At 63.7% G+C, this 23937-nt stretch carries 22 protein-coding genes and 1 pseudogene; 8 read left to right on the forward strand and 15 right to left on the reverse strand.

What is annotated here, in order from left to right; genetic code table 11:
- Positions 1-30: 30 nt before the first annotated feature.
- Both PV762_RS25830 and PV762_RS25835 read left to right on the forward strand, forming a co-directional pair.
- A complete protein-coding gene (locus PV762_RS25830) occupies positions 31-693 on the forward strand; it encodes a type II toxin-antitoxin system HipA family toxin (RefSeq protein ID WP_421037869.1) in 663 nt (220 codons plus the stop codon).
- Positions 694-699: 6 nt separating this feature from the next.
- Complete coding sequence (locus PV762_RS25835; protein WP_421037870.1) at positions 700-855, forward strand: hypothetical protein; 156 nt, start codon at positions 700-702, stop codon at positions 853-855.
- A gap of 3 nt (positions 856-858) precedes the next feature.
- Here the strand turns inward: PV762_RS25835 and PV762_RS25840 are convergent, their stop codons facing one another.
- The 3 genes from PV762_RS25840 to PV762_RS25850 form a co-directional block, all read right to left on the reverse strand.
- Positions 859-1659, reverse strand: coding sequence for a radical SAM protein (locus PV762_RS25840; RefSeq protein ID WP_421037871.1), 801 nt, complete (start codon positions 1657-1659; stop codon positions 859-861).
- A 74-nt stretch (positions 1660-1733) separates the two neighbouring features.
- Positions 1734-2303, reverse strand: coding sequence for an exonuclease (locus PV762_RS25845; RefSeq protein ID WP_421037872.1), 570 nt, complete (start codon positions 2301-2303; stop codon positions 1734-1736).
- Positions 2300-2956, reverse strand: a complete 657-nt coding sequence (locus PV762_RS25850; protein WP_421037873.1) for a DUF7146 domain-containing protein — start codon at positions 2954-2956, stop codon at positions 2300-2302. The genes PV762_RS25845 and PV762_RS25850 overlap by 4 nt, the downstream gene beginning before the upstream one ends.
- Before the next feature lie 152 nt (positions 2957-3108).
- Between PV762_RS25850 and gmk the strand changes: the two genes are divergently transcribed.
- Together gmk and rpoZ are read left to right on the forward strand one after the other, a co-directional pair.
- Positions 3109-3744 carry a guanylate kinase gene (gmk, locus tag PV762_RS25855; RefSeq protein WP_421037874.1) on the forward strand — a complete coding sequence of 212 codons (636 nt, stop codon included), beginning with the start codon at positions 3109-3111 and terminating at the stop codon, positions 3742-3744.
- 21 nt (positions 3745-3765) lie between these two features.
- Positions 3766-3969, forward strand: a complete 204-nt coding sequence (gene rpoZ / locus PV762_RS25860) for a DNA-directed RNA polymerase subunit omega (protein ID WP_058936171.1) — start codon at positions 3766-3768, stop codon at positions 3967-3969.
- 136 nt (positions 3970-4105) lie between these two features.
- Here the strand turns inward: rpoZ and PV762_RS25865 are convergent, their stop codons facing one another.
- Positions 4106-6010 (reverse strand): DEAD/DEAH box helicase, encoded by a 1905-nt coding sequence (locus tag PV762_RS25865; RefSeq protein WP_421037875.1) that lies wholly within the window; start codon positions 6008-6010, stop codon positions 4106-4108.
- A 106-nt stretch (positions 6011-6116) separates the two neighbouring features.
- On the opposite strand from PV762_RS25865, the gene PV762_RS25870 reads away from it, so the two are divergent.
- Both PV762_RS25870 and PV762_RS25875 read left to right on the forward strand, forming a co-directional pair.
- The gene (locus tag PV762_RS25870) at positions 6117-7433 is read left to right on the forward strand and encodes an Nramp family divalent metal transporter (protein ID WP_421037876.1); all 1317 of its coding nucleotides are present in this window, start codon (positions 6117-6119) and stop codon (positions 7431-7433) included.
- Between the two features lie 94 nt (positions 7434-7527).
- A complete protein-coding gene (locus PV762_RS25875; RefSeq protein WP_421037877.1) occupies positions 7528-7740 on the forward strand; it encodes a DUF4287 domain-containing protein in 213 nt (70 codons plus the stop codon).
- A gap of 33 nt (positions 7741-7773) precedes the next feature.
- Here the strand turns inward: PV762_RS25875 and PV762_RS25880 are convergent, their stop codons facing one another.
- The 3 genes from PV762_RS25880 to PV762_RS25890 form a co-directional block, all read right to left on the reverse strand.
- Positions 7774-8451, reverse strand: a complete 678-nt coding sequence (locus PV762_RS25880) for a glutathione S-transferase family protein (RefSeq protein WP_421037878.1) — start codon at positions 8449-8451, stop codon at positions 7774-7776.
- Between the two features lie 57 nt (positions 8452-8508).
- Complete coding sequence (locus PV762_RS25885; RefSeq protein ID WP_421037879.1) at positions 8509-8979, reverse strand: hypothetical protein; 471 nt, start codon at positions 8977-8979, stop codon at positions 8509-8511.
- A gap of 104 nt (positions 8980-9083) precedes the next feature.
- Positions 9084-9659: a hypothetical protein gene (locus PV762_RS25890; protein ID WP_421037880.1), complete on the reverse strand. Its 576-nt coding sequence runs from the start codon at positions 9657-9659 to the stop codon at positions 9084-9086.
- A 555-nt stretch (positions 9660-10214) separates the two neighbouring features.
- Between PV762_RS25890 and istA the strand changes: the two are divergent.
- Together istA and istB are read left to right on the forward strand one after the other, a co-directional pair.
- Positions 10215-11742: pseudogene (gene istA, locus PV762_RS25895) on the forward strand (IS21 family transposase).
- Positions 11735-12523, forward strand: a complete 789-nt coding sequence (gene istB / locus PV762_RS25900) for an IS21-like element helper ATPase IstB (protein ID WP_421037881.1) — start codon at positions 11735-11737, stop codon at positions 12521-12523. Before istA ends, istB begins: the two are co-directional and overlap by 8 nt.
- A gap of 102 nt (positions 12524-12625) precedes the next feature.
- On the opposite strand, the gene PV762_RS25905 is transcribed toward istB, so the two are convergent.
- The 8 genes from PV762_RS25905 to PV762_RS25940 form a co-directional block, all read right to left on the reverse strand.
- Entirely contained in the window at positions 12626-13471 is an 846-nt protein-coding gene (locus PV762_RS25905) for a hypothetical protein (protein ID WP_421037882.1), read from the reverse strand.
- A gap of 5 nt (positions 13472-13476) precedes the next feature.
- On the reverse strand, positions 13477-14088 hold the full coding sequence (locus tag PV762_RS25910) for a hypothetical protein (RefSeq protein WP_421037883.1): 612 nt from the start codon (positions 14086-14088) through the stop codon (positions 13477-13479).
- Positions 14057-16879, reverse strand: a complete 2823-nt coding sequence (locus PV762_RS25915; RefSeq protein WP_421037985.1) for a hemagglutinin repeat-containing protein — start codon at positions 16877-16879, stop codon at positions 14057-14059. Before PV762_RS25915 ends, PV762_RS25910 begins: the two co-directional genes overlap by 32 nt.
- Positions 16880-17091: 212 nt before the next feature.
- Complete coding sequence (locus PV762_RS25920; protein WP_421037884.1) at positions 17092-17322, reverse strand: hypothetical protein; 231 nt, start codon at positions 17320-17322, stop codon at positions 17092-17094.
- A 48-nt stretch (positions 17323-17370) separates the two neighbouring features.
- The gene (locus tag PV762_RS25925) at positions 17371-17823 is read right to left on the reverse strand and encodes a hypothetical protein (RefSeq protein ID WP_421037885.1); all 453 of its coding nucleotides are present in this window, start codon (positions 17821-17823) and stop codon (positions 17371-17373) included.
- 5 nt (positions 17824-17828) lie between these two features.
- A complete protein-coding gene (locus PV762_RS25930) occupies positions 17829-22535 on the reverse strand; it encodes a hemagglutinin repeat-containing protein (RefSeq protein WP_421037886.1) in 4707 nt (1568 codons plus the stop codon).
- A 69-nt stretch (positions 22536-22604) separates the two neighbouring features.
- A complete protein-coding gene (locus PV762_RS25935) occupies positions 22605-23387 on the reverse strand; it encodes a hypothetical protein (protein WP_421037887.1) in 783 nt (260 codons plus the stop codon).
- A gap of 62 nt (positions 23388-23449) precedes the next feature.
- Positions 23450-23932 carry a hypothetical protein gene (locus tag PV762_RS25940; protein ID WP_421037888.1) on the reverse strand — a complete coding sequence of 161 codons (483 nt, stop codon included), beginning with the start codon at positions 23930-23932 and terminating at the stop codon, positions 23450-23452.
- Between the last annotated feature and the right edge of the window lie 5 nt (positions 23933-23937).

Genomic DNA, 23937 nt, shown 5'->3' on the forward strand with positions numbered 1-23937 from the left:
GCCCATCCCGTCGCCTTCCTGCGAGGCGCGATGAAACAACTCGCCGTCCACTACTGCGGGTGGGGCGAGGACTGGCCCTTGGGGCGACTGGCCGACGACGGCAGCAGGCTGCTGTTCGAATACCACCCCGATGCGTTGGCGCAAGCCTTGGAGCTGTCGCCGCTTCATCTCAAGCTGCGTTCCGCGGCCTATGGCGGATTCCCTCCGCACCAATACCAGCTCCCCGGCCTGATCGCCGACAGCCTGCCCGACGGCTGGGGCCTGCTGCTCATGGACCGCCTGTTCCGCCAGCAAGGCCTTCGACATCCCGGGCCGCTGGACCGCCTGGCCTTCATCGGCGAGCGGGCCATGGGCGCGCTTCGCTTCGTACCGGCCACCGCTGCCGATGTCGAAGAGCCGGATTGGACGCTGTTGGCGCTGGCCCAGGAAAGCGAACGTGTCCTCGCGGGCGACACCGGTGCGGCCTTGCGCGAGCTGGCGATGACCGGCGGGTCGCCGCAGGGCGCCCGCCCCAAGGCCCTCGTGCAGCATGACGTACGCACCGGCCAGGTCGGCACGCACAGCGACGCGCCCGGCGAGCCTTGGCTGGTGAAGTTTCCCTCGCAGAACGAGCACAAGGAGGTCTGCGCGATCGAGGCCATGTACGCGGACCTGGCCCGGGACTGCGGACTCGAAGTCCCGGAGAGCGCCTGAGGCGGCGTGACCAAACAGTTCGCGGAGGCCATGATCGACAGCATGGCTGAGCAAGCCGCAGCATTCGGTCGACGGGCAACGGAATTTCCGATCCGTCGGACCACCGTCAAGCTCATGATGTCGGCGGTCAACGCCTGTCTGCAGCGGATGTCGAGCCTCTGAGGCTCAGACGACCGCGCGCACCGCCACCCTCTTTCGGGGCGCGACTTCCCCCGGGATCACGGTCACCACCGTATCCAGCGCCTCGCTCGCCCGCTCCATCACCACGCGGCCGTCGGCCTCGACGACGGGCAGCGCCTGCGACGCGAAGTCGAGCCACCGTACATCGAGCTTCCCCAGCAAGACCTGGCGCTTGCGCCGCACGCGCTCGCGCAGCTGCGTGCGTTGCGCGGTGGTCAGGCCGTAGCGCTCCTCCGTCTGCACGCCGCTCCCGCGCGGGATGAACGGCAGCAGGCTCAACCGCTTCACGCCGAGCGCGAGGCAGTGATCCGCCATCCAGTCGAGCACCCACTCCCCGCCCGCGACGAGCGTCGTCTGCACCGTGGTCGGCACACGCGCGGCGAGCATCTCGCGCAGATGCGCGCTCGCCAGATCGAAGGCCGGTCGGCCGACGATCGCATCGTGATGCGCCTGATCGCCGTGCAGGCTCAGCTTCACGGCGGTGCCCGTCGCGCGCAGCGCGGCGAGGAGCCCTTCCGGCAGCGCGATGCCGTTGGTCGTGAGTCGCGTGGTGCATCCGCTGGCCCGCGCGTGGACGAGCAACTCGGCGAGACCCGGATGGATCGTCGGTTCCCCGCCGCAGAAGTGCACCGTCCGCATGCCGTGCGCGACGAGCCAGTCGACGCGTTGCTTCAGCAGCCCGACGTCCGGATGCACGCCGTCTGGCGGCGCGAGGCAGAAGCCGCAGCGCGCGTTGCAGTAGCGCGTCACGCGAAAGCACATCGTTGCCGGCAGTCGCGGATCCATGAGCTTGACTCCCTGGCCCGCGACCGGCGCTCCCACTGATGTACGGGATCGCCGGCGCCCTCGCGCGGCGCCTCTCAGCGCTGGCGACTTTCCGCGAGCATGTTGCAGAAGAGTGCGCCCTGCTCGATCGCGTCGTCAAGCGCGACGTGGGAATGCGGCAGGTCGTCGAACCAGCGCCTGGGCATCGCGCTCTTGGTGCTGCGGCGGAAGTCGCGTCGCAGCATCACCATGGCCATCGTCTTCACGTCGAGCGCCGAGAAGCTGAACGGGCTGCGCCCGGCGAAGCGGATCAGGTACCAGTAGACGAACATGAAATCGAAGGACGCCGGATACCCGACGAACACGGGCTGTCCGGGCAGCGCGTCCAGCCACGCGACGTACTCGGTCATCGCGGCCAGCGGCGGACGCGGATCGACGCGCGAGGCCTGCCACGCGTCGGGATGCTGGGCCCACCAGGCCATCGTGTCGGGATGGCCGGTGGCGTCGGGCAGCGTTTCCAGGTTGGCGGAGAAGGTCGACACGAGCGTCTTGTCCGCGAGGTACGCGGCGGAGCCGAAGCTCAGCATCGAATGCGGGCCGGGGATGGGGCCGTCGACCTCGACATCGGTGCTGACGTAGATCTCGGTGCGGGTTTTCTCGTTCATGGGATCGCAGTATCGACCGCCGCGAGGTGCTGGCGAAGCCACCGCGACACCTCGCCGCGACCGCGCTTGCACAGGGCGGTGTTCCAGTCCTTGCAGCGCGGCGGCGGAGGCAGCCGGCGCACGCGCGACAGCCGCGCCGCGTACACGGCGGCCTCGTGCTCGCCGGGCCGGTTGCCGTCGAAGGCCAGCCACGCCAGCCGATCCGCGCAGGCCTCGGGCAGCCACGGCGCCCAGCGCCCGATCGTGGCCAGGCAGCGGCAACCGCAGACGGCGAGCGACAGCGCGTCGAACAGGCCCTCGACGAGGATCAAGGGCTCGTCGAGCGCATCATGTCCATCGTTCGCGTCGTGCCAGGTTTCCCTGCGCTTCCCGATGTCCACGACGCCGCCGCCCGGGCCGATGGTCAGCATCTTGTCCTGACCGCGCAGCGTGTTCAGGTAGCGGCCGTGCACCGATACCATCGCGCCCGTGTGGTCGCGCAAGGCGACGAGCACCGCCGGGCGCCCGGCCCAGTCCGGATCGAAGCGCAACCCGGCTGCGCGGGCAATGGCCGAGGGGATGCCGCGACGCTCGACATAGTCCTGGCCTGGCGTGCCTGCCAGCGGCAGCGCCAGGGCGAAGCGCTCCGCCGGACGCTCACCGGAACCCGGCATGAGATGGGGATCGGCAGTCCTTCTCATGTGCCGATCTTCGGCCGCCGGCGGCGTTTTCACCAGCGATGGGGCGAGCACCGGTGACGGGCGCCATGACACGCCCCGGTCACTCGCCGGACGGCGGGTCACGGCCTGTCCCCTAAAATGGGCGGATGGAATATCCGGGCAATCTTTTCGTCGTCGCCGCGCCGAGCGGCGCCGGCAAATCCAGCCTTGTGAAGGCGCTGCTGGAACTGGACGCCAAGCTGAGCGTCTCCGTGTCGCACACCTCGCGGGCGCCGCGCGGGCAGGAGCAGCACGGCCGCGAGTACCTGTTCGTGAGCAAGGACGAGTTCCGCGCCATGGCCGACCGGGGCGACTTCTTCGAGTGGGCGGAGGTGCATGACAACCTCTACGGCACCTCGCGGGCGGCGATCGAGGCGCGCCTGGCGCACGGCGACGACGTGGTGCTGGAGATCGACTACCAGGGTGCGCTGCAGATCAAGCAGCTGTTCCCGCACGCGGTGCTGATCTTCATCCTGCCGCCGAGCTGGGATGAGCTCAAGCAGCGGCTGATCCGTCGCGGCGACACGGCCGACGAGGTGATCGCCAAGCGGATGAACACGGCGCGGCATGAGGTGGCGCAGGCCAAGCACTTCGATTTCGTGGTCATCAATGCCGTGTTCGAGACGGCAATTTTCGACCTGAAGTCGATTGTGCAGGCGCAGCGGCTAAAATACGCGACCCAACGCCGCAACCGGTCGACCGTCTTCCGCGCGCTCGACCTCATCGACGACGTTACCGAATAACCCCGACTCTCAGGAACCAGCATGGCCCGCATCACTGTCGAAGACTGCCTGACCAAGATCCCGAACCGTTTCCAGCTGGTGCTTGCCGCGACCTACCGCGCCCGCATGCTGAGCCAAGGCCACGCGCCGAAGCTGGAGTCGAAGAACAAGCCCGGCGTGACGGCGCTGCGCGAAGTCGCCAACGGCGACGTCGGCGTGGAAATGCTGCGCCGCGTGCCGGTCTGATCGCAGACTGAACGGCGACGCCGCCCGGCGCCGCCTTCGCTCAGGAAACGCCCCGCTCTGCGGGGCGTTGTCGTTGGTAGGTCCACTTCGGCGGCGCTCTTGTCCGGCGTTCGATCGCTGCGCCTGCATCCGACGCCTACTTGCTGCGCCAGAACCCGGCATCGATGACCACCTCGTTGCCGCTCTTCTCGTTGATGATCCAGAAGCGCGCGCCGTCGGGCGCGATGCGGTCGACCTCGCCGACGAGCCGCCCCGCAGCCACGCGCAGCCCGCGCGTGTTGAACGGGAAGTCCGGCGCCTTCGCCAGTGTCAGCAGGGACACCGCCTCGCGCGGATCGCCGGCCAAGCGCATGCGGTGCACGATCGGCGCGAGCACTTCGTTGGTCAGGTCCGCCGACGAGAGGCAGATCACCACCTTCGCCTGCGCGCGGCTCAGCGCGACGTTGAGCAGCCGGCGCGCCTCTTCCGTCTTCAGGAAGGGCTGCGTGCCGTCGGCCGGGTCGAAGAACACGACCGGGGCCTCGCTGCCCTGCGCGCGGTGGACGGTGCTGACCTTCACGCCGTCGTCGACGCCGAGCGCGTCCAGCCGCTGCCGGATCAGCGCCCGCTGCGCGCGGAACGGCGTCAGCACGATGAGCTCGTGCGGCGCCCAGTCGCCGCTCCCGAGCGCCTGAGCAATCAGCGTGGCGATCGCGTCGGCGGATTCGCGCCGGATCGGGCCGCGGTCCTTCGCGGACCAGAAGCCCTCGCGCGTGATGCGGTGCACCTTCACGTGGACGTCCGCCGGGACGTCGCCGAGCGCGCGCTCGCGCGAGCGCCGCCAGTCCTCTGATGCCAGCGCCTCCGCGGCGACACGCAGCGCGCCGTCGTAGAACAGGTCGCTCACCAACGCCCCGATCGGAGCGGCCATGCGGGACTGCTCGTCGAGCATGGCCACCGCGGCACCGCCCTGCCCGGCCTGCCCACCTCTCGGCATCGCGGCGAACGGCGATCGCCCCAGCCACTGGCGCGCGAGGCGGTCCTCGCTGCGCAGCACCGGCGAGAGCTGCTGCGGGTCGCCGGCAAAGAGCCGCGCGCGGCCCAGCGGCATCAGCGCCAGCGCGTGGGCCAGGCTCACCTGGCTGGCTTCGTCGAAGACGACGAGGTCGAACGGTGGTTCCCCGTCGGGCGAGAGCTCGCGCAGCGTCTTCAGCGTGAAGGCGGCGCGGGTGGTCGTCATCGTCGCGAGCCGGCATTGCGCGAGCACCTGCGGCGACGGGATGCCCGAGGACGGGATCAGATGCCCGCGTCCCTCGTAGGCATCGGCATCGAAGCGTGAACCTAGTCGCTGGACGGCCGGTCTGAGGTGCTCGCGCCGCCCCTTCTGCAGCGCCTTGTCGACGGCGATCGTCGCGAGGTCGACGGCATGGTTGGTCGTCGAGAGCAGCAGCACCCGCGCCGCCGGACGGCGATCGAGGTATTCGGCGAGCAGCACGCCGAGCGTGGTCGTCTTGCCGGTGCCGGGCGGTCCCCACAGGAAGGCGTCGTGGAAGCCGACGAGCTTCAGCGCCTCGCGCTGCGCGGGTCGCAGCCAGCGGAACGGCGAGCCGTCGAGCGTGGTCGGATCGGCCCTGGGTCTGGGCGTCGACAGGCCCGGCCAGCAGCCGGCGGCGCGATGCGCCCAGGTGTCGTCGCCCCACGCATCGGCCACGGCGCTCAGGAATCTCGGCGGATAGACGCGCAGCAGATGGCCTTCGCCCGGCGGCGGCGCGCTGGCGTTCTGCAGCACGAGCTGGTCGTCCTCGACCACGACGGCGCGCACGCTTGCCGCGCCCTTGACCGGCGCGCCCCACCAGGCGGAGGCGCCTTCGAGTCGCTCGTCGAGCAGCGTGTGCGCCGACGCCTGCCCCGGCCGCTGGCCTTCGGCGTACACGTAGTCGGGCTCGAGCGTCACGCGCCAGAGCGCGCCGTCGGCGCTGCTGCGCAGCACGCGGAAATCGTAGAACTCTGGCGTCGCGGCCAGCTCGGCGGCGATCGCCGCGCGGATGTCGGCCAGGGGCATGGGTCGCGACAGGAAGGCGGAACTGCGAAGGAGGCGGGACTATAGCGGCCCGTGCGACGTGCCCGTGACCGGCGGACATCGTCGACTCCGAAGAGAATGCCACCCCATGCTCGGCCTGCCCACCACCGCCACCGCCCCGTTCTGCCCCTCCGAGGTCCACGGCTCGATCGAACTGCGCGAGGGCGCGCCGTTGTGGAAGCGCTTGCTGCGCGTCGCGGGGCCGGGGCTGCTGGTCTCGGTCGGCTACATGGACCCGGGCAACTGGGCCACGGACATCGAGGCCGGCTCGCGCTTCGGCCATGCGCTGCTGTGGGTGGTGCTGGCGTCCAGCCTGGCGGCGATGCTGCTGCAGACCTTGTCACTGCGGCTGGGGCTGGTGTCGGGTCTTGACCTCGCGCAGGCCTGCCGCGAGCGCTACCGGCCCGCGGTGCGCCTGCCGCTGTGGGTGATGGCCGAACTCGCCATCGTCGCCTGCGACGTGGCCGAGGTGCTAGGCACGGCGCTGGCGCTGCACCTGCTATTCGGGATGTCGCTGCTGGCGGGCGTCGGCATCGCGGCGCTGGACACGGTGATCGTGCTCGGGCTGAAGGGCCGGGGCTTCCGGCAGGTGGAGGCGATCATCCTCGGCCTGGTGATGACGATCGGCGTCTGCTACGCGGTGCAGCTCTTCCTGATCGGGCCCGACTGGGCGGCGGTGGCGCGGGGCTTCGTGCCCAACGGCGTCGCGGTGCAGGACCCGAAGGCGCTGCTGCTGGCCATCGGCATCCTGGGCGCGACGGTGATGCCGCACAACCTCTACCTGCACTCATCGATCGTGCAGACGCGGCGCGTGGGGAACACGGCGTCGGCCAAGCGCGACGCGATCAAGCTGTCGACGCTCGACACGCTGGTGTCGCTGACGCTGGCCTTGATGGTGAACGCGGCGATCCTGATCCTGGCCGCGACGGCCTTCCACGCGCACGGGCACACCGAGGTGACGGAGATCCAGGACGCGTACCACCTGCTGGATCCGCTGGTGGGCGGCTCTATCGCGTCGGTGCTGTTCGGGGTGGCGCTGCTGGCGGCGGGTCAGAGCTCGACCTTCACCGGCACGATCGCGGGTCAGGTCTTGATGGAGGGCTTCCTGCGTTTGAAGATCCCGTGCTGGCAGCGTCGGCTGGCGACGCGCTTCCTGGCGCTGGTGCCGGCCTTCCTGGGGCTGCTGTGGTTCGGCGAGAAGGCGGTCGGGCAGTTGCTGGTGGCGAGCCAGGTGGTGCTGAGCCTGCAGCTGCCCTTCGCGATGTGGCCGCTGATCCGGCTGACGGGCGACCGCGCGGTAATGGGCGAATTCGCCAACGGGCCGTTGGTGCGGGTGCTGAGCTGGGGGCTCTTCGCGCTGGTGACCGGGGCGAATGCGGCCTTGCTGTGGTCGCTGGTCGGTTGAAGAGGAACGCCGTGTCGAAAACGGCGCGGGTCGATCGTCGTGGGGATGAGGTCACGCACTGACCCGACGATCACCATCCGACCAGGAGCGATTCATGAGCACCGAAGAGAAAGTCAAAGGACCCGCGTCGTACTTCCCGTCCATCGAGAAGAAGTACGGCCAGCCCATCGCTCACTGGATGGGCGTGCTGAAGGCGGCGGGGCCGATGAAGCACATGGAGCTGGTCGCGCTGCTGAAGACGGACCACGCGATGGGCCACGGGCATGCGAATGCGTTGGTGGCGGCGTTCTTGGCGAAGCAGGGTTGAGTGCAGGCGCACGGACCTCGTGCGCCGAACCGCTTACTTCGACGGCACAAGCGCGTAGGGACCACCGCGCTCCAGCGCCCGCTGGTAAGCGGGCCGCGCGTGGATGCGCTGCAGGAACTCGGTGATGCGCGGCTGACGGGCCGCGGCGCCGCCGCGCTGCACGGCGGCTTCGAGCGGGAAGCTCATCTGCACGTCCGCCGCGCTGAACTCGGCCCCGGCGAACCACGGGCTCTTGCCGAGTTCGCCTTCCAGGTAGTTCATGTGGTTGTCGATCTGCGGCTGCACGAAGGTCGCCTTGGCCTTCGCGGCGATGCCCTTGGCGATCGGCTTCACGAAGAACGGCACCGGCGCGCGCTCGATGCGGTCGAAGACCAGCTTGAGCAGCAGCGGCGGCATGGCCGAGCCCTCGGCGTAATGCATCCAGTAGCGGTAGCGCAGCGCGTCGGGCGTGCCGACGGCGGGCTTGAAGCGGCCCTCGCCGTAGCGGTCCACGAGGTACTCCAGGATCGCGCCGGATTCGGCGATCACCAGCCCGTCGTCGCTGATCACCGGCGACTTGCCGAGCGGGTGGACGGCGCGCAGTTCGGGCGGCGCGAGCATCGTCTTCGGGTCGCGCTGGTAGTGCTTGATCTCGTACGGGAGCCCAAGTTCTTCAAGCAGCCACAGGACCCGCTGCGAGCGGGAGTTGTTGAGGTGGTGGACGGTGAGCATCGGGGGAGTCTATGCGGGGCGAGGGGGCTGCGTCTGTCGCCGACGGAATAGCTCCCCTCACCCTCGATCACCACGTCGCGGCGTCCAAGCCGAGCCGCCGGGGCATTCCGTGCCAAGGAACCAGAGTCCACGCTGCAGTGCGTCCTCCGATTCAGGAAGCGCCTTGATGATGGACATCACCTGTTGATCCACGTCGCCGGGCATTGGCGTGTCGGTGAACAACACGACCAGCTTCACGTCCCCTTCCTCCACAAGCCGCTTGAGGACATGGAAGAACAGCCGCTTGCGCTCCTCGTAGGAGCCGCCCTCCTCCTCCAGATGAGCCCATACCGCGTCCAACTCCATCCCTTCACAGTTGTCGCGGATCTCTTCGAATCTCTCCTGCTTCATGTGTTCCTCCATGGCCACGAACTGTGCACCCCACGCCTCTGTCCTTAACGGCCGCTGGGTGTTCAGCAATGCTTTCACGCCGCAGAGGCGAGGCCAATCGCGAAGATTCTCGATACCGAAACGGGAAACACCTGGCATCGCTGCTGCACGACCCGCAAGTTGGAGGATCGACTCGCAAAAACTGGCTAGCGCTTCCGGGTGCGACGCCAGGAAAAATATCTTCCCGTTATCCGACGAACATTTCAGCTCTTTAGGAGGTTATCTCTCCAGAACCGATACGCCAACAATAAACCATCACTAGATTCACTTCCATCCACAATCCCGAAAGAGAAGGAAGTTGCAACACGAACGGGATTTATTATCCGCCTCACCTCTCCGCCAATTACGGGCTGCCCAAAATCTGCGGATTTCTTGTTTTCAAGCAAATGTACCCAGGTCACGCCTGGGTTATTTCGAACCATGATCTCCCCGTAATACATTCCGACCGCGACAATCATCTCCCTGGAACGATCTGAAAAATCCCACGCAGACGTCTTAAGCCCTTGCCACTCCGGAGATTTCGGAGAAGGCAGCAGCATTCCTTCAGGACTCAAAATTTGCAAAGCGCTCTTCATCCACTCCCCGAGCGCCGGCAACGAATTTTCATGAAAACTTGCGGGCCACTTTGAGAAGCCTTCAGTCTTCCATATCAAGCCAAACAATTCATCCAGGCTGTACGGAACATTTTCGATGAATGCCCTATAGAAAGCCCACAGATCTTCCTTACTCGATTTGGCAAAAATCGAGGAGTGCGCATAATAGTTTTGAGTAAATTTCATGGCTTGTGCACGACGTAACCAATACCCGCCTTCTTCAACTCATCGAGCAGATCTTGGCTCGCTCCAGCCCGCCCGGTAACAGGACTCTCATAAAAATGCTAAACGACACCCTTGAGGTCCTTCGCCGCAATAAGTTCCACGTCCTTTTTGATCTGAAGCTTTACATCTTCGGACAACGTAGTATATCCCACCTTGGATTCATGACCAACGTTGAAAGGATCCACTTGGTCAACCACGCGTCGGCCCATAGACGTGTCAAAGGTCTTCTGTGACTGACCGCCAAGCTTCGCCAGTTCCGCCTCACCAACAGCGCCCGTTGCTCCAATATTATTCGGTTCATTCGGAGATATCACTCTAGCAGAGCCATCTTCCTTAAGAGTGTAATAATTTCCGTTGCTTCCAATATAGATTTGAGATCCTTCGGCGTCACGCTGACCAGTAGGTTTATATTGTTGATTGCTGCCGAATCCTGACCCACCGACCGCACTGATTTCCGTTCAAACCTGACCCACGTATGAACCCTAGCCTGCCGCAACTTGCGGCAGGAGCATTGGAGTGATTGACGTGGCGACACTAAGTGTCATCAGGCGATGGGCCCTGCGTGAGCAGTTGTCCATCCGAGAGATAGCCCGGCGCACCGGCCTGTCTCGCAACACCATCCGCAAGTACCTGCGCAGCGACGACAAGGAGCCGTCGTACGCGAAGCGCGAGAGCCGCAGCCGGCTTGATCCGTTCGCGGAGAAGCTGGCCCAGTGGCTCAAGACCGAGTCCGGCAAGAACCGCAAGCAGCGGCGCACCTTGAAGCAGATGCACGCCGAGCTCATGGAGCTCGGCTACGACGGCTCCTACAACCGCGTGGCCGCCTTCGCGCGGGACTGGGCGCTCAAACGCCAGGAAGCCCAGAAGACCACCGGCCGCGGCACCTTCGTGCCGCTGGTCTTCGAGCCCGGCGAGGCCTTCCAGTTCGACTGGAGCGAGGACTGGGCCGTGCTCGCCGGCGAGCGCACCAAGCTGCAGGTGGCGCACTTCAAGCTCAGCCACAGCCGAGCCTTCTACGTGCGGGCCTACCTGCTGCAGACCCACGAGATGCTGTTCCCACAACCACGCCTTCCGCGTGTTCGGCGGCGTGCCCAAGCGAGGCATCTACGACAACATGAAGACCGCCGTGGACAAGGTCCTGAGCGGCAAGGCGCGCGACGTCAATGCGCGCTTCGCCGCGATGGTCAGCCACTACCTCTTCGAGGTCGAGTTCTGCAACCCAGCCTCGGGTTGGGAGAAGGGCCAAATCGAGAAGAACGTGCGCGACGCCAGACACCGGCTCTGGCAGCCCGTGCCGGCCTTCCCCTCGCTGGACGCCCTCAACGTCTGGCTGGAGGAGCGCTGCAAGGCGCTGTGGACCGAGATCTCGCACGGCAAGCTACCCGGTACCGTGCACGACGCCTGGCAGGAGGAGCGACCGCTGCTGATGCAGCTGCCGCGCCCCTTCGACGGCTTCATCGAGCACACCAAGCGCGTCTCTCCGACCTGCCTGGTCACCTTCGAGCGCACGAGATACAGCGTGCCGGCGTCGTACGCCAACCGGCCGGTGAGCCTGCGCGTCTACGCCGACCGGCTCGTCGTCGCGGCCGAGGGCAACATCATCTGCGAGCACCAGCGGTTCATCGACCGTCGACACGACACGCTCGGCAAGACGATCTTCGACTGGCGTCACTACCTGGCGGTGCTGCAGCGCAAGCCCGGCGCGCTGCGCAACGGCGCGCCGTTTGTCGAGCTGCCGCAGGCCTTCAAGCGGCTGCAGGCCGAGCTGCTTAAGAAGCCGGGCGGTGACCGAGAGATGGTCGACGTCCTGGCGCTGGTCCTGCACCACGAGGAGCAGGCGGTGCTGGCAGCCGTCGAGCTGGCCCTGGAGGTCGGCGTGCCGACCAAGATGTACGTGCTCAACGTGCTGCACCGGTTGGTGGACGGGAAGACCGAGCCGCCACCGGTGAATGCTCCGCACGCGCTGCGCCTGACCAACGAGCCGCAGGCCAACGTGAATCGTTATGACGCCTTGCGCGAAGAAAGGAAGGTCCGCAATGCGTGACTCAGCAACCAACGGGCTTATGACCGCGCTGCGCGAGCTCAAGATGTTTGGCATGGCGCAGGCCGTGGGTGACTTGGCCGAGCAAGGCGCGCCGGCGTTTGAAGCCGCGCAGCCCTTCCTGGCGCAGCTGCTCAAGGCCGAGTCCGCCGAGCGTGAGGTGCGTGCCGTCGCGTACCAGCTCAAGCAAGCCAAGTTCCCGGTTTACCGTGACCTGGCTGGCTTCGAGTTTGCACACAGCGAGATGAACGAGGCGCTGGTGAAGCAGCTACACCGCGGCGAGTTCATGGACCGGGCAGAGAACGTCGTGCTGGTCGGCGGGCCGGGCACGGGCAAGACCCACCTGGCCACCGCCATCGGCGTGCAGGCCCTAGAGCATCACCGGCGACGGGTGCGCTTCTTCTCCACGGTGGAACTCGTGAACCTGCTGGAGCAGGAGAAGCTGAACAACAAGACCGGCCAGATGGCGCACCGGCTCGCCCACATGGACCTGGTGATCCTCGACGAGCTTGGCTACCTGCCGTTTAGCTCATCGGGTGGTGCGCTGCTCTTCCACCTGCTGAGCAAGCTCTACGAGCGCACCAGCGTCGTCATCACAACGAACCTGAGCTTCAGCGAATGGGCCAGCGTCTTCGGCGACGCCAAGATGACCACGGCCTTGCTGGACCGGCTTACGCACCACTGCCATATCCTTGAAACCGGCAACGAGAGCTACCGGTTCAAGAACAGCTCTGCGCAACCCACTCCGAAGGAGTCCAAGACCAAGAAGTTACCCACAGCCTGAGCCTCAAAGGCTCGAACAAGGGTGGGTCAAGATTGGATGGAAACGGTGGGTCAGGATCGCGTGGGAATCAACATTTCTAGGATTTCCCAAAACCCCTCCACTTCATCGAGCAACCTGAGCCAGAATGTTCTTCCAGTCGTTATCACTAATATTTTTTTGGAAGAATTTTGACCGTATCAGCGCCAATTCAAACCGCATGATTTCCAGCATCTGCCCGGTATCTTCGCCCATCGCCTCGCGGAAGGATGGTGCTCGATAATCCGGAGCCCGAATGACATCGAAGTACTGATCAAATTGATCAAGCCGGCGCTGCCCATCGATTGCGTTCAAATTTTCCGGCTGAACACTTTCCACAACTGCGCCAAGCCATTCCCGAAGCCGATTCACCAGCTTGAAATTTCGCTTCACTTTAAGCAATTCTTGCGCCCTCTGCGCGTCTCCGGCGATAAGCATCCATTGAATCGAACGTAAGTAGCCCCCTTGCACCTGCGGATTTATCCAATCCTTGCCTTTGTTCAACAGGTGAAAAGCAGCCAGTTCCTCAGCACAATTTTTCAAGATGCCGTTGTCGACTTTTCTATCATTGAGCATCGCGTCTGAAAATTCCAAGATTACACGCACTGTCGCGTGATTTCCGGGAAATATGGATGAATGACGCCATCCCTTAATTGTGTTATCTGACACGATCTCAAATCGCGGATCGGCCAATGCACGTAAAGCAATTTCGCGAGCCCACCCGAGAAGTAGCTTTGCCTCACCGCTTTCCCAGGCGCTGACACCGACCCAAACGCCGAAGCCGAAGTAGCCACTGCAAGCGTGCGCAGGCATAGATTGACGTTCCCACTCTTCGACCACTCCCTGAACCCTCTTTCGGGCAATCAGTTCATAGATTCCCTTAGGACCAGCGAGTGATTCATCAATCAACCGTGTCCAAGTCTCTGAATACATGGGATTCATCCTCCACCAGCTTTTTTGAAGGTCACAATTCTAGTCGGCTTAACCCCAACCCGGGACACCAATGTATCTGAAAATCGACTTGCGGCCCCTGCTGCAACGTCTGGCCCAACGTACAACTCTACTTCGTAGGTCTTCCGCTCCAGCTGCTCTCGAAGCGCCTGCCTCATGCTGGCGTCGGCAATCTTATCAATTTCAAACGACAGCTTATCGATATTCCTATTGAGGGTTTTAATACTATTCTCGCCAAATGCGGTGAGCGCAGAATTCGAAGACTTGGCCTCGCCAATTACCAAAACTGGATTTCCATCAACCATTTTGACATATGCGAGATCAAAACCTTGGTTGCCCGGAATCTTGGTATCAAAGGTAACAATCAAGGAGTTGCCAACGCTATCGCGGACAAATAATCGCGCTGACGTTTCCAGTGCAGCCCCTGTGTCCTTGATTCCCGGCCCCACGCTATAGGAATACCTGGGCGCCGCGTCAAATGTCGGAATGGAATCGCCCCGCCGATCAAAAACAGCCAAAGACGGCGCCATACTTGGCGTATTGGTGCCGTGATAGTTTTCTGGCAGATCAATAAACGCTCCCCCCGCGCGACTCACCAATCACGGAAGGACTTTTAATACCACCGCCTTTCGACAGCAGAGCGAGTTCAGTACCGACGGCGCCGCCACCACTCAGAGTTCCGCTAAAAATGGACCAAACGCCGCCAGCCGTATCACCGTTTTCAATTTGCCTGACGCCTCCCCCGATCTGAACTGCGCCGTCCGCCATGGCGACACCGCGCGCGAACCAACCGACCGGCCCTGTGACGACTGATACGGGCAGCGATCCGATGTTTGCTTGCCATTCGTGAGCCGCTTTGCTCGGGCTGGAAGTCTCCTTTGCAAACTGGGGATTCAACATTCGAATCAAGCCAGCTTCCGGACTCATGGCGTACACGAAGCCGCCATCGTTGAAGACATTGTTCCCCTTGTCTGCCGCGTCTTGCTTGAGGAAGGCACATTGCATCGGACTGGCGGACGAGCCACAGACCTGCTGCAAGGCGATATCTCGCTGGCGGGACAACAGCCCAAGATCTGCCTGCCGACTGCATGCCGATTGATCGCCTTTCGCGCAATCAGCGGCCGCCGCCTCGTACTGCTCCTTTTCTGACAATCGCATCAGGCTGGGACGCTTGTGGTTCAGATAGTTGTTCACCACCTGATTCCCCGCCATCGCCGCGCCGTTCCCGCCGCCAACGACCGCGCCGACCGCAGTTCCTGTCGCGGCAATGACCAACTGCTGCGCTTCCTCGGATAACCCGAGTCCCTTGACCGCGTCGTCGATCGCCTTCACGGCCGACGCCGAGACACCCGCGCCGACACCCCCGGCCACGCCACCGCCGAGCGCGCCCAGCGCCGCATGCGCCGCCACGCGGTACACCCCGCCCTCCGCGTACTTGGCCGCCTCCACCGGATCGCTCTTCTCAAGCTCCTTGAACTTGCGGTCCATCTGCGTGCCGATCTCATTCGCGATCCGCGGCAGCGCCTGCTGCGTGATCTGCATCTGCGTCTGCACTTCGCTCATCAGCGCCTGTCCGTCCCAGCTCTTCTTCAGCGCGCCGCTGTTGTCCTTCTCGCTGGTGACGTCACGGTTCAAGCCTGCCACCGTCGTTGCGGCGTCCTGCCCCGTCAGTTCCTTCTGCTTGGCCGCATCGGTGATGGTGATCTCCGCGCCGCTGATGCCGCTGCCCGTCGTGCTGCTCGCACCACCGCTCACGCTGCCGATGCCCGGGGCGAAGCCCGGCTTGGTGCTGGACTTGCCGTCGCCCTTCTTCTCTTCGTCCGTCTTCTTCGACGGCTGATCCCCCACCTTGCTGCTCACGCTCGCGCTGACGCTGATCCCGCTGGCCTTGTAGCTGTCCGCGTTGTCCAGGTCGCTGTGCGTCAGCGAGCCCGTCACCAGGCTGTTCTTCTTGTCGTCGACCGCCTGCTGCGTGCTCGCGATCAACCCGCCCTTCAGGTCGGTGTTGCCCTTCACCGTCAGCTGGAACCCGCCGTCGCCCGCGGCGATGCCGCTCTGCTCCGTCACCGACGCGAAGTTGCCATTGGCCTTGGCGTTGCTGTAGCTGCCGCTCACCGAGCTCGCGCCGTAGCAGAACGGCGGGATGCACAGGCTCACGCCCACGCCCGCGCTCTGCTGCCTGGCCGCGTACGCCGCCGTGTCCTGCACGCTCTCGATGTTGAGGTTGCCGCCGATGTCGGCGCTGACCTTGCCGCCCGTGACCACCGCGCCCTTGAGCGTCGTGTCCCCGCCCGACTCGATGCGCACCTGGTCGCCCGAGACATGCGTCAAGGTCTGGCTCACCGAGGTGCCTTCCGCCTTGCCCTTGGCCTGGTTGGCCGCGGCCTCCAGCGTGAACCCGTTCTGCGTGCCGCCGAACGCGTACGAGACACCGATGCTCGCGCCGCTGCTGCTGTTCTTGCTGTTCAGCGTGCTGCTGGACTGCGCCGCCAGCAGATCGACGGCGCCATCGGCCTTCAGCGTCGTCTTCCCGTCCGCCTTGATGTCGGAGCCAACCACCTGCAGCGTGCTGTCCTTGCCGTCGCCGGTGGCGCGGATGCTCACATCGCCCTGCCCCACGATCTGGCTGCCCACGGCCGTGGTGCTCTGCTCGACGCTGCTGCTCTCGCTCTTGGACGTCCCCAGGCTCACGCCGACCTTGACGCCGGTGCCCTTGGTCAGCGTCTGCGCCGCATCCACCGCATCCTTGGCCGCCAGCGCCGCGCTCATGCCCGCCAGCGCCTGCATGCGCGGGTCGCTCGTCTTGCCGCTCGCTTCCGCCGCGCCGACGGCGCTCTGCACCGCGCTCACGATGGGCACGCTCACCGTGCCGCCCAGCGCCGCCTTGCTGAACGTGCTCGTCTGCGTGCTGTCCGCGCTGTCCTGCGCCGCCTCGATCACCACCTTCCTGGCCAGGATGTCGATATCCCCGCCTGTGCCGTCGGCCGCCTTCTGCGCCAGCACCTGCGAGCCCGTCTGCGTGTAGCGCTCGCCCGCGGTCAGCGTCACGTTGCCGCCCAGGCTCGCGACCTGCGAGCCCGTCTGCGTCGTGCTCGACTGCTCGCCGGTGCTGCTCTGCTTGACCGTGCCCACCGCCGGCTGCCACGCGCTGCCGATGAAGCCGCTCTTCTTGCTGCTCGAGCTGCTGCTGCCTTCCTGCGTGTTCTCCGCCGTGCCGATCGTGAGGTTGCGCGCCGCGTGCATCAGCACGTCCGAGTCCGCCACCACCGTGGCACCCTGCAGCGCGATGTCGCGCCCGGCGTTGGCCACCAGGCTGCCCGCGCTGATCGAGCTGCCCACCGACTCGGTGACGTGCTGCGTCTGATTCTGCGCGCCGCTCTGGCGGGTCAGGTGGGTCTGGCTAGAACAGGTCGCGACCGGCGTCCAGCGTCGTCAGTCCGTCCGACTTGACCTGCACGCCCTGCAGCAGGATGTCCTGCTTCGCCAGCACGGTCACCGTGTCGCCGTTCAGCGTGGTGCCGATCGCACCGGTCTCGTCGACCTTGCTGCGTCGTGGTCACCCGCTTAATCGGTGCATTATATTATTTACATCCAAACTATCCCTACTCGCTCACTTCGCGTTTATATGAAGCAAATTTTCCTTCACCCTGATCAATGTGAACGCGGTCACACTGCGGGCAGCGATACACATCAATTTTCTGTGAATCAACCAATGTGTAGAACTCATCCGGAGTAATCGCCGGCTGCTGCTCGATACGCCCTGCAATTTCCTCGACCCTAGCCTCCGAAAGAAGCAACAATTCATATGGCGGCGATCCCACCGAGAGGTTCATGACACAACCACAAGGGCAAGCAAATTTCGGCACACCTTATCAATTTCATTAAATCAAGTTATTGAAATCATACATATACTCATCCAGTTCCTCGCCGGACCATCGATGTCCGTCCAACGCATCCATTGTGATCAACCCACCGCCCTCGTCGAGCGATCCTGGCTTTTCAGAACGTAAGATATAAAACATAGGATTCTGCGATAACGTCCTTCGATCTTCTACAAGCTGCTCAGATTGTGACTGATCGAGTATTTGACTCAGTGGAACCCGAGGCAAATCTCGATACTTTACAGGAATATTAAAAGCTGTCACGCCATTGCTGCGGAAGTGCGTAACGATCGCCACACCTTTCAACCGACCAATATTCAACCCCAAATATCCAGAGTATTCCTTATTAGGATCGGGAGAGAAGCCTGATTGAAAGATTCGAAGCTGCCTAAGGAGAACCGAGTCTCCCCGCAAAGGGCCAACCAAAAAAATATCACACGGAATATTCTTCATGAAAGTCACGGTTTTGGTTGAATGAAAACAACTCGGCCGGTAAGCGACTTGGCGAGTTCTTCAATGGAAATTGAGTAACTGGATCCCGAACCAACAGGATGAGGATCTCGGATGAAAGCTCGTCCGTCGAAAATACCGTCAACGACGACTGCATGTGAATTCGCGCCGCCTTCCCAAACACTAACAACAGCCTTCGCGCCTTTTTGTGATGCGTCTACAATCATTTTGACATCCGCATTCTCGGCGTATCTCGCAGTGCCACTAAAGCCCAGGCTCTTCAGCCCTTCCGGAATATTTGAGAAACGCGTCCCGTTTTCAGTCGTCCCCAATGCATCCCGGATATAAGCCTCCGGAATGTCCCCTAGGTCGGCGGCCATCCTGCAGCTCGCAGCGCCACAAGAGTAGGTCTTTTGCTGTGCCAGTGTTGGTTGTCCGGGGCTATAGGGTAATTGATCGACGCCGTCCAAATATTTCGCTTTTGCAGTTCCTTGACCACCCATCTCGGAGGCTGTTGCTACCTTGCCTTCGATTTTTCCCGCAGCCGATCGCGCGGCCTCAGCAACTTCCTGGGCCACCTCAGACGCATTCCGCGCAGCCGCTTTCAGCTCATCAGCCGTTAACTTGCTCACCACCTTCCCGGCAGCCAACGTTCCACCCGCAAGAGAGGCACCGCCTAGGGCATCTCCAGCTGCAACATCAGCAGCAATGATCCCCGCTCGGTTCAGACACAACACAGGGTTGGCAATGCAAGCCTGGACCGACATCCGCGCGCCCGCAGCAATTGCCGGCGCGCTGAGGAGGAATTCAGTCGCATAAGCGCCAACAGCGACACCGCCGAGCAACAACCCTACTCGCTTGGCCGCTTCTGCGTCGCATCGCCCTGGATTGGTGTCACACATGTACTTCGCCGTGACCGCCTGCGCAACGTCCTGTCGATACTTGGCGTTGCCCGCCAGTTTTTCCCCAACAGATTGAAGATCAGCAGCCCCGGCGAAGTTGTCAGTCAGTTGGCCGCTCCGGATGAGTGCCATCTGTCGTTCACGGCCCTCTGCAACCTTGGTCTGCAGATCGCTGCAGGTCTTCAGGATGTCGCACATTGCCAGCTCGGCATCCTGCACTTTGCTCAGCTGCGCGTACTTCGCAAACACTTCCTTTTCGCACTTCGCATCGCCCTTGCAAGCCGCTTTGTCCTTCGCCAGTTCATCCCATTGCTGGTGGCTCAGATAGTTGTTCACCACCTGATTCCCCGCCGTCGCGGCACCAGTCCCTCCGCCGACAGCCGCCCCCACCGCAGTGGCCGCAGCCGCAGTCACAAGATCGCTGACGGCCGCCGGTAGGCCCATCCCCTTCGCCGCCTTTGCAATGTCAGGCGTGAAGTAGGCCGACGCCCCTGCACCAACACCTCCTGCGATGCCGCCACCGAGCGCGCCCAGTGCCGCATGCGCGGCGACGCGGTACGCTCCGCCTTCGGCGTACTTCGCTGCCTCGACTGGATCGCTCGTTTTCAGTTCCTCATACTTCGCCTGCATCACCGTGCCGATCTCGTTCGCGATCCGCGGCAGCGCCTGCTGCGTGATCTGCATCTGCGTCTGCACTTCGCTCATCAGCGCCTGTCCGTCCCAGCTCTTCTTCAGCGCGCCGCTGTTGTCCTTCTCGCTGGTGACGTCACGGTTCAAGCCTGCCACCGTCGTTGCGGCGTCCTGCCCCGTCAGTTCCTTCTGCTTGGCCGCATCGGTGATGGTGATCTCCGCGCCGCTGATGCCGCTGCCCGTCGTGCTGCTCGCACCACCGCTCACGCTGCCGATGCCCGGGGCGAAGCCCGGCTTGGTGCTGGACTTGCCGTCGCCCTTCTTCTCTTCGTCCGTCTTCTTCGACGGCTGATCCCCCACCTTGCTGCTCACGCTCGCGCTGACGCTGATCCCGCTGGCCTTGTAGCTGTCCGCGTTGTCCAGGTCGCTGTGCGTCAGCGAGCCCGTCACCAGGCTGTTCTTCTTGTCGTCGACCGCCTGCTGCGTGCTCGCGATCAACCCGCCCTTCAGGTCGGTGTTGCCCTTCACCGTCAGCTGGAACCCGCCGTCGCCCGCGGCGATGCCGCTCTGCTCCGTCACCGACGCGAAGTTGCCATTGGCCTTGGCGTTGCTGTAGCTGCCGCTCACCGAGCTCGCGCCGTAGCAGAACGGCGGGATGCACAGGCTCACGCCCACGCCCGCGCTCTGCTGCCTGGCCGCGTACGCCGCCGTGTCCTGCACGCTCTCGATGTTGAGGTTGCCGCCGATGTCGGCGCTGACCTTGCCGCCCGTGACCACCGCGCCCTTGAGCGTCGTGTCCCCGCCCGACTCGATGCGCACCTGGTCGCCCGAGACATGCGTCAAGGTCTGGCTCACCGAGGTGCCTTCCGCCTTGCCCTTGGCCTGGTTGGCCGCGGCCTCCAGCGTGAACCCGTTCTGCGTGCCGCCGAACGCGTACGAGACACCGATGCTCGCGCCGCTGCTGCTGTTCTTGCTGTTCAGCGTGCTGCTGGACTGCGCCGCCAGCAGATCGACGGCGCCATCGGCCTTCAGCGTCGTCTTCCCGTCCGCCTTGATGTCGGAGCCAACCACCTGCAGCGTGCTGTCCTTGCCGTCGCCGGTGGCGCGGATGCTCACATCGCCCTGCCCCACGATCTGGCTGCCCACGGCCGTGGTGCTCTGCTCGACGCTGCTGCTCTCGCTCTTGGACGTCCCCAGGCTCACGCCGACCTTGACGCCGGTGCCCTTGGTCAGCGTCTGCGCCGCATCCACCGCATCCTTGGCCGCCAGCGCCGCGCTCATGCCCGCCAGCGCCTGCATGCGCGGGTCGCTCGTCTTGCCGCTCGCTTCCGCCGCGCCGACGGCGCTCTGCACCGCGCTCACGATGGGCACGCTCACCGTGCCGCCCAGCGCCGCCTTGCTGAACGTGCTCGTCTGCGTGCTGTCCGCGCTGTTCTGCGCCGCCTCGATCACCACCTTCCTGGCCAGGATGTCGATATCCCCGCCTGTGCCGTCCGCCGCCTTCTGCGCCAGCACCTGCGAGCCCGTCTGCGTGTAGCGCTCGCCCGCGGTCAGCGTCACGTTGCCGCCCAGGCTCGCGACCTGCGAGCCCGTCTGCGTCGTGCTCGACTGCTCGCCGGTGCTGCTCTGCTTGACCGTGCCCACCGCCGGCTGCCACGCGCTGCCGATGAAGCCGCTCTTCTTGCTGCTCGAGCTGCTGCTGCCTTCCTGCGTGTTCTCCGCCGTGACGATCGTGAGGTTGCGCGCGGCATGCATCAGCACGTCCGAGTCCGCCACCACCGTGGCACCCTGCAGCGCGATGTCGCGCCCGGCGTTGGCCACCAGGCTGCCCGCGCTGATCGAGCTGCCCGCCGACTCGGTGACGTGCTGCGTCTGATTCTGCGCGCCGCTCTGGCGGGTCAGCAGCGCCGTTCCCATCAGCGTTTCCATCGGCCCACCCGACAGCACCATCGCCTTGCCCAGCGTGCTACCCAGGCCGCTGGCCTGCTTGAGGGTCTGGCTGAAGCTCGTCGAGTCGCGCGTCTGTTCCGCGCTCTGCAGCAGCAGGTCGCGACCGGCGTCCAGCGTCGTCAGTCCCTCCGACTTGACCTGAGCGCCCTGCAGCAGGATGTCCTGCTTCGCCAGCACGGTCACCGTGTCGCCATTCAGCGAGGTACCGATCGCGCCGGTCTCGTCGACCTTGCTGTACGTCGTGGTCGTCGTCTTCTTCAGCAGGCTCTTCTTCGTGCGGTGCGCCATCTCCTCCACGGAGGCCGTCGACTCACCCGCCAGCAGCGACACGTCGCGGCCGGCGCTGAGGGTCACCGCGCCTTGCGTGCTGGTGACCTGCGCCGCCGTCGCGCTCAGGTCCTGGCCCGCCTTCAGGATGACGGCGCCCTGCGCCTGGATGGTCGTGCCGACGTCCTGGCTCTGGCTTGAACTCAGGAAGTTCTTCGCATCGAACGTCGCCCGATCGCTGCTCGCCGTCTTCACCGTCCCCAGCTTCAGATCCCGTCCGGCATCCACCAGGATGCCGCCGTCGGCGCCGCCGGTCTGGCGCAGCTGCGCCGCGTCCAGCACCACATCCTGCCCCGCCTGCAGCACCATCACGCCGCCGGCGTTCAGGCTCGCGACGCGGCTCAGCACCGTGCGCTGGCTGGTGTCCGTCGTGCCGCTCGCCGTCGTGCTCGCGACCACCAGGTCGCGCCCCGCCGACAGGCTCAGCGTGTCCGTCGCCGTCAGCTCGCCGCCAATGTTGCGCAGGTCCTCCTTCGCGCTCAGCGCCACGCTGGCGCCGCGCATGCTGCCGCTGTTGACGATGTTCTGCGCGGTCGCGCTCAGCCCGCCCGTCGCGCGCAGATCGCCGCTGTTGTCCAGCGTCCCGCTCAGCGCCAGGTTCACCCGGTCGCCCGCGATCAGCGCGCCCGTGCCCTGCAGGTCGCCGTCGCGCGGCAGCAGGTAGACCTGCGGCACCAGCACGCGCTGCGTCGTGCCGTCGGCCAGCGTCACCGTCTGCTCCACCAGCCACACCAGGTCGCTGGTGAGCTGCGACATCTGCTCCGCCTTCAGCGCAACACCTGGCACCAGCTGGTGCTCCTTGGCGAAGGTCGCGCCGTTGGTCAGCAGCGCGCGGTACTGGGACTCGTCGTCCGCATAGCCCGACAGGTAGCCCGTGCCGGTCAGCTGGCCGATCTGCTCGCGCACCCGGCGCTATCGATTCAGCTACCCCCTATTGACTTCGCTGAATATTCCGGAAGGTCCGCGGCGATCAACTCATGCACCAGTTTTAGTAATCATTTCGAACACAATTGGCCAAGTTTGAAAGACGTCCGCACCGGAGCGAATCCGTTGCCAGATCAGCGCCAATTCCGCCCGATAACAATGTTCAGGCCAAGCGGCATCATCATTGAACGTCTTTCCATTACTGGGATTTTTGATCTCTCCAAAGTATTCCTCAAAGTAATCAAAACCGCTCTTTAACTCACCATCCGAGCCTTCACCGAGCCCAAGCCTCAAAAGAATTGACAACAATTCAAAGTGCTTGGGAAGCACTCCGAATTTACGTTTCACGGATAGCATTTTGCGCGCCGCACCCCAGTCGCCGCAAATCATCAACAAGCGAACGGCATACAAATAGAGCGCTTGGACGACTTCATCATTCCACTCTTGCCCTTTTGAAAGCAAAGCCGACTCTGCTATTTCCAATGCGCTTTTCTTGAGTTCAGCTTCATCAATGGCTGCTTCAGCCAGAATTGCCGAGGCAAAAACCTTAACTGCCCTTACCTCCCCACGATTTCCAGGAAAAGTTGGGGCATTCATCCATCCGCGCGATCGATTTTCGGAGGTGACGACAAAACGTTCATCACCCAGTGCCCTGGACGAAGTTTCGAAAGCCCAAGTCAAGTATTTTTGGGCAAGCGGACTGCGCCAGTCCCAGAGACAAATATAGAGGGCATAGCCCAAATATCGATGACATGGCCCCTCTGGCGAGCTCAACCGATTCCAGATCGCGAAGGGTCCGCCACGCGCCTCCAGCGCATCCGCGGCATCAGACATTCCTCCTTGTCGAGAAACGTCCTGTTGAATCCTTTCACTCCAGGAGTTGGGCATATAAACAGTCACTCAAGACCCAGAGAGGAATCAATGATCTTCTGTTTATACCCATGTTCACCTCGCGGGCGCGGATTTACCTCAAGTGAAATCATCTGACGAGCAAATACCAAATGATTCCCCATTGAGAACGACACTTGCATTTTGCAGCTTTCAAAAAAACTCAACAGGCTCTCCGCAACCAGCTTTTGCCGCAACGGATCGCACGAATAGGCCAAATAGACCATATCTTGCTGGTCTTCAGGATCCCGGAAGAGATCTAGTGCGATCATTTCACTTTCATATAATCCAGATCGAAACAACAGCACGTCCCCTGCCCCGATAGGGGTTTCGTCGATGTAGCGATTACACAAATCAACGAAGTCAACAGAAATTTTTGCGTCTGCTAGCAACTGGGCCAGTTGATCTTTCGGGACTAGCTGATCATCGATCTCCGTAACGAGATCCCAAACTGAAATGTGGAGTAAGAATTCGCCTGCAATCAAGGACATGAGAA

Source organism: Mitsuaria sp. CC2 (assembly GCF_048957715.1).
Lineage (GTDB): Bacteria > Pseudomonadota > Gammaproteobacteria > Burkholderiales > Burkholderiaceae_C > Roseateles.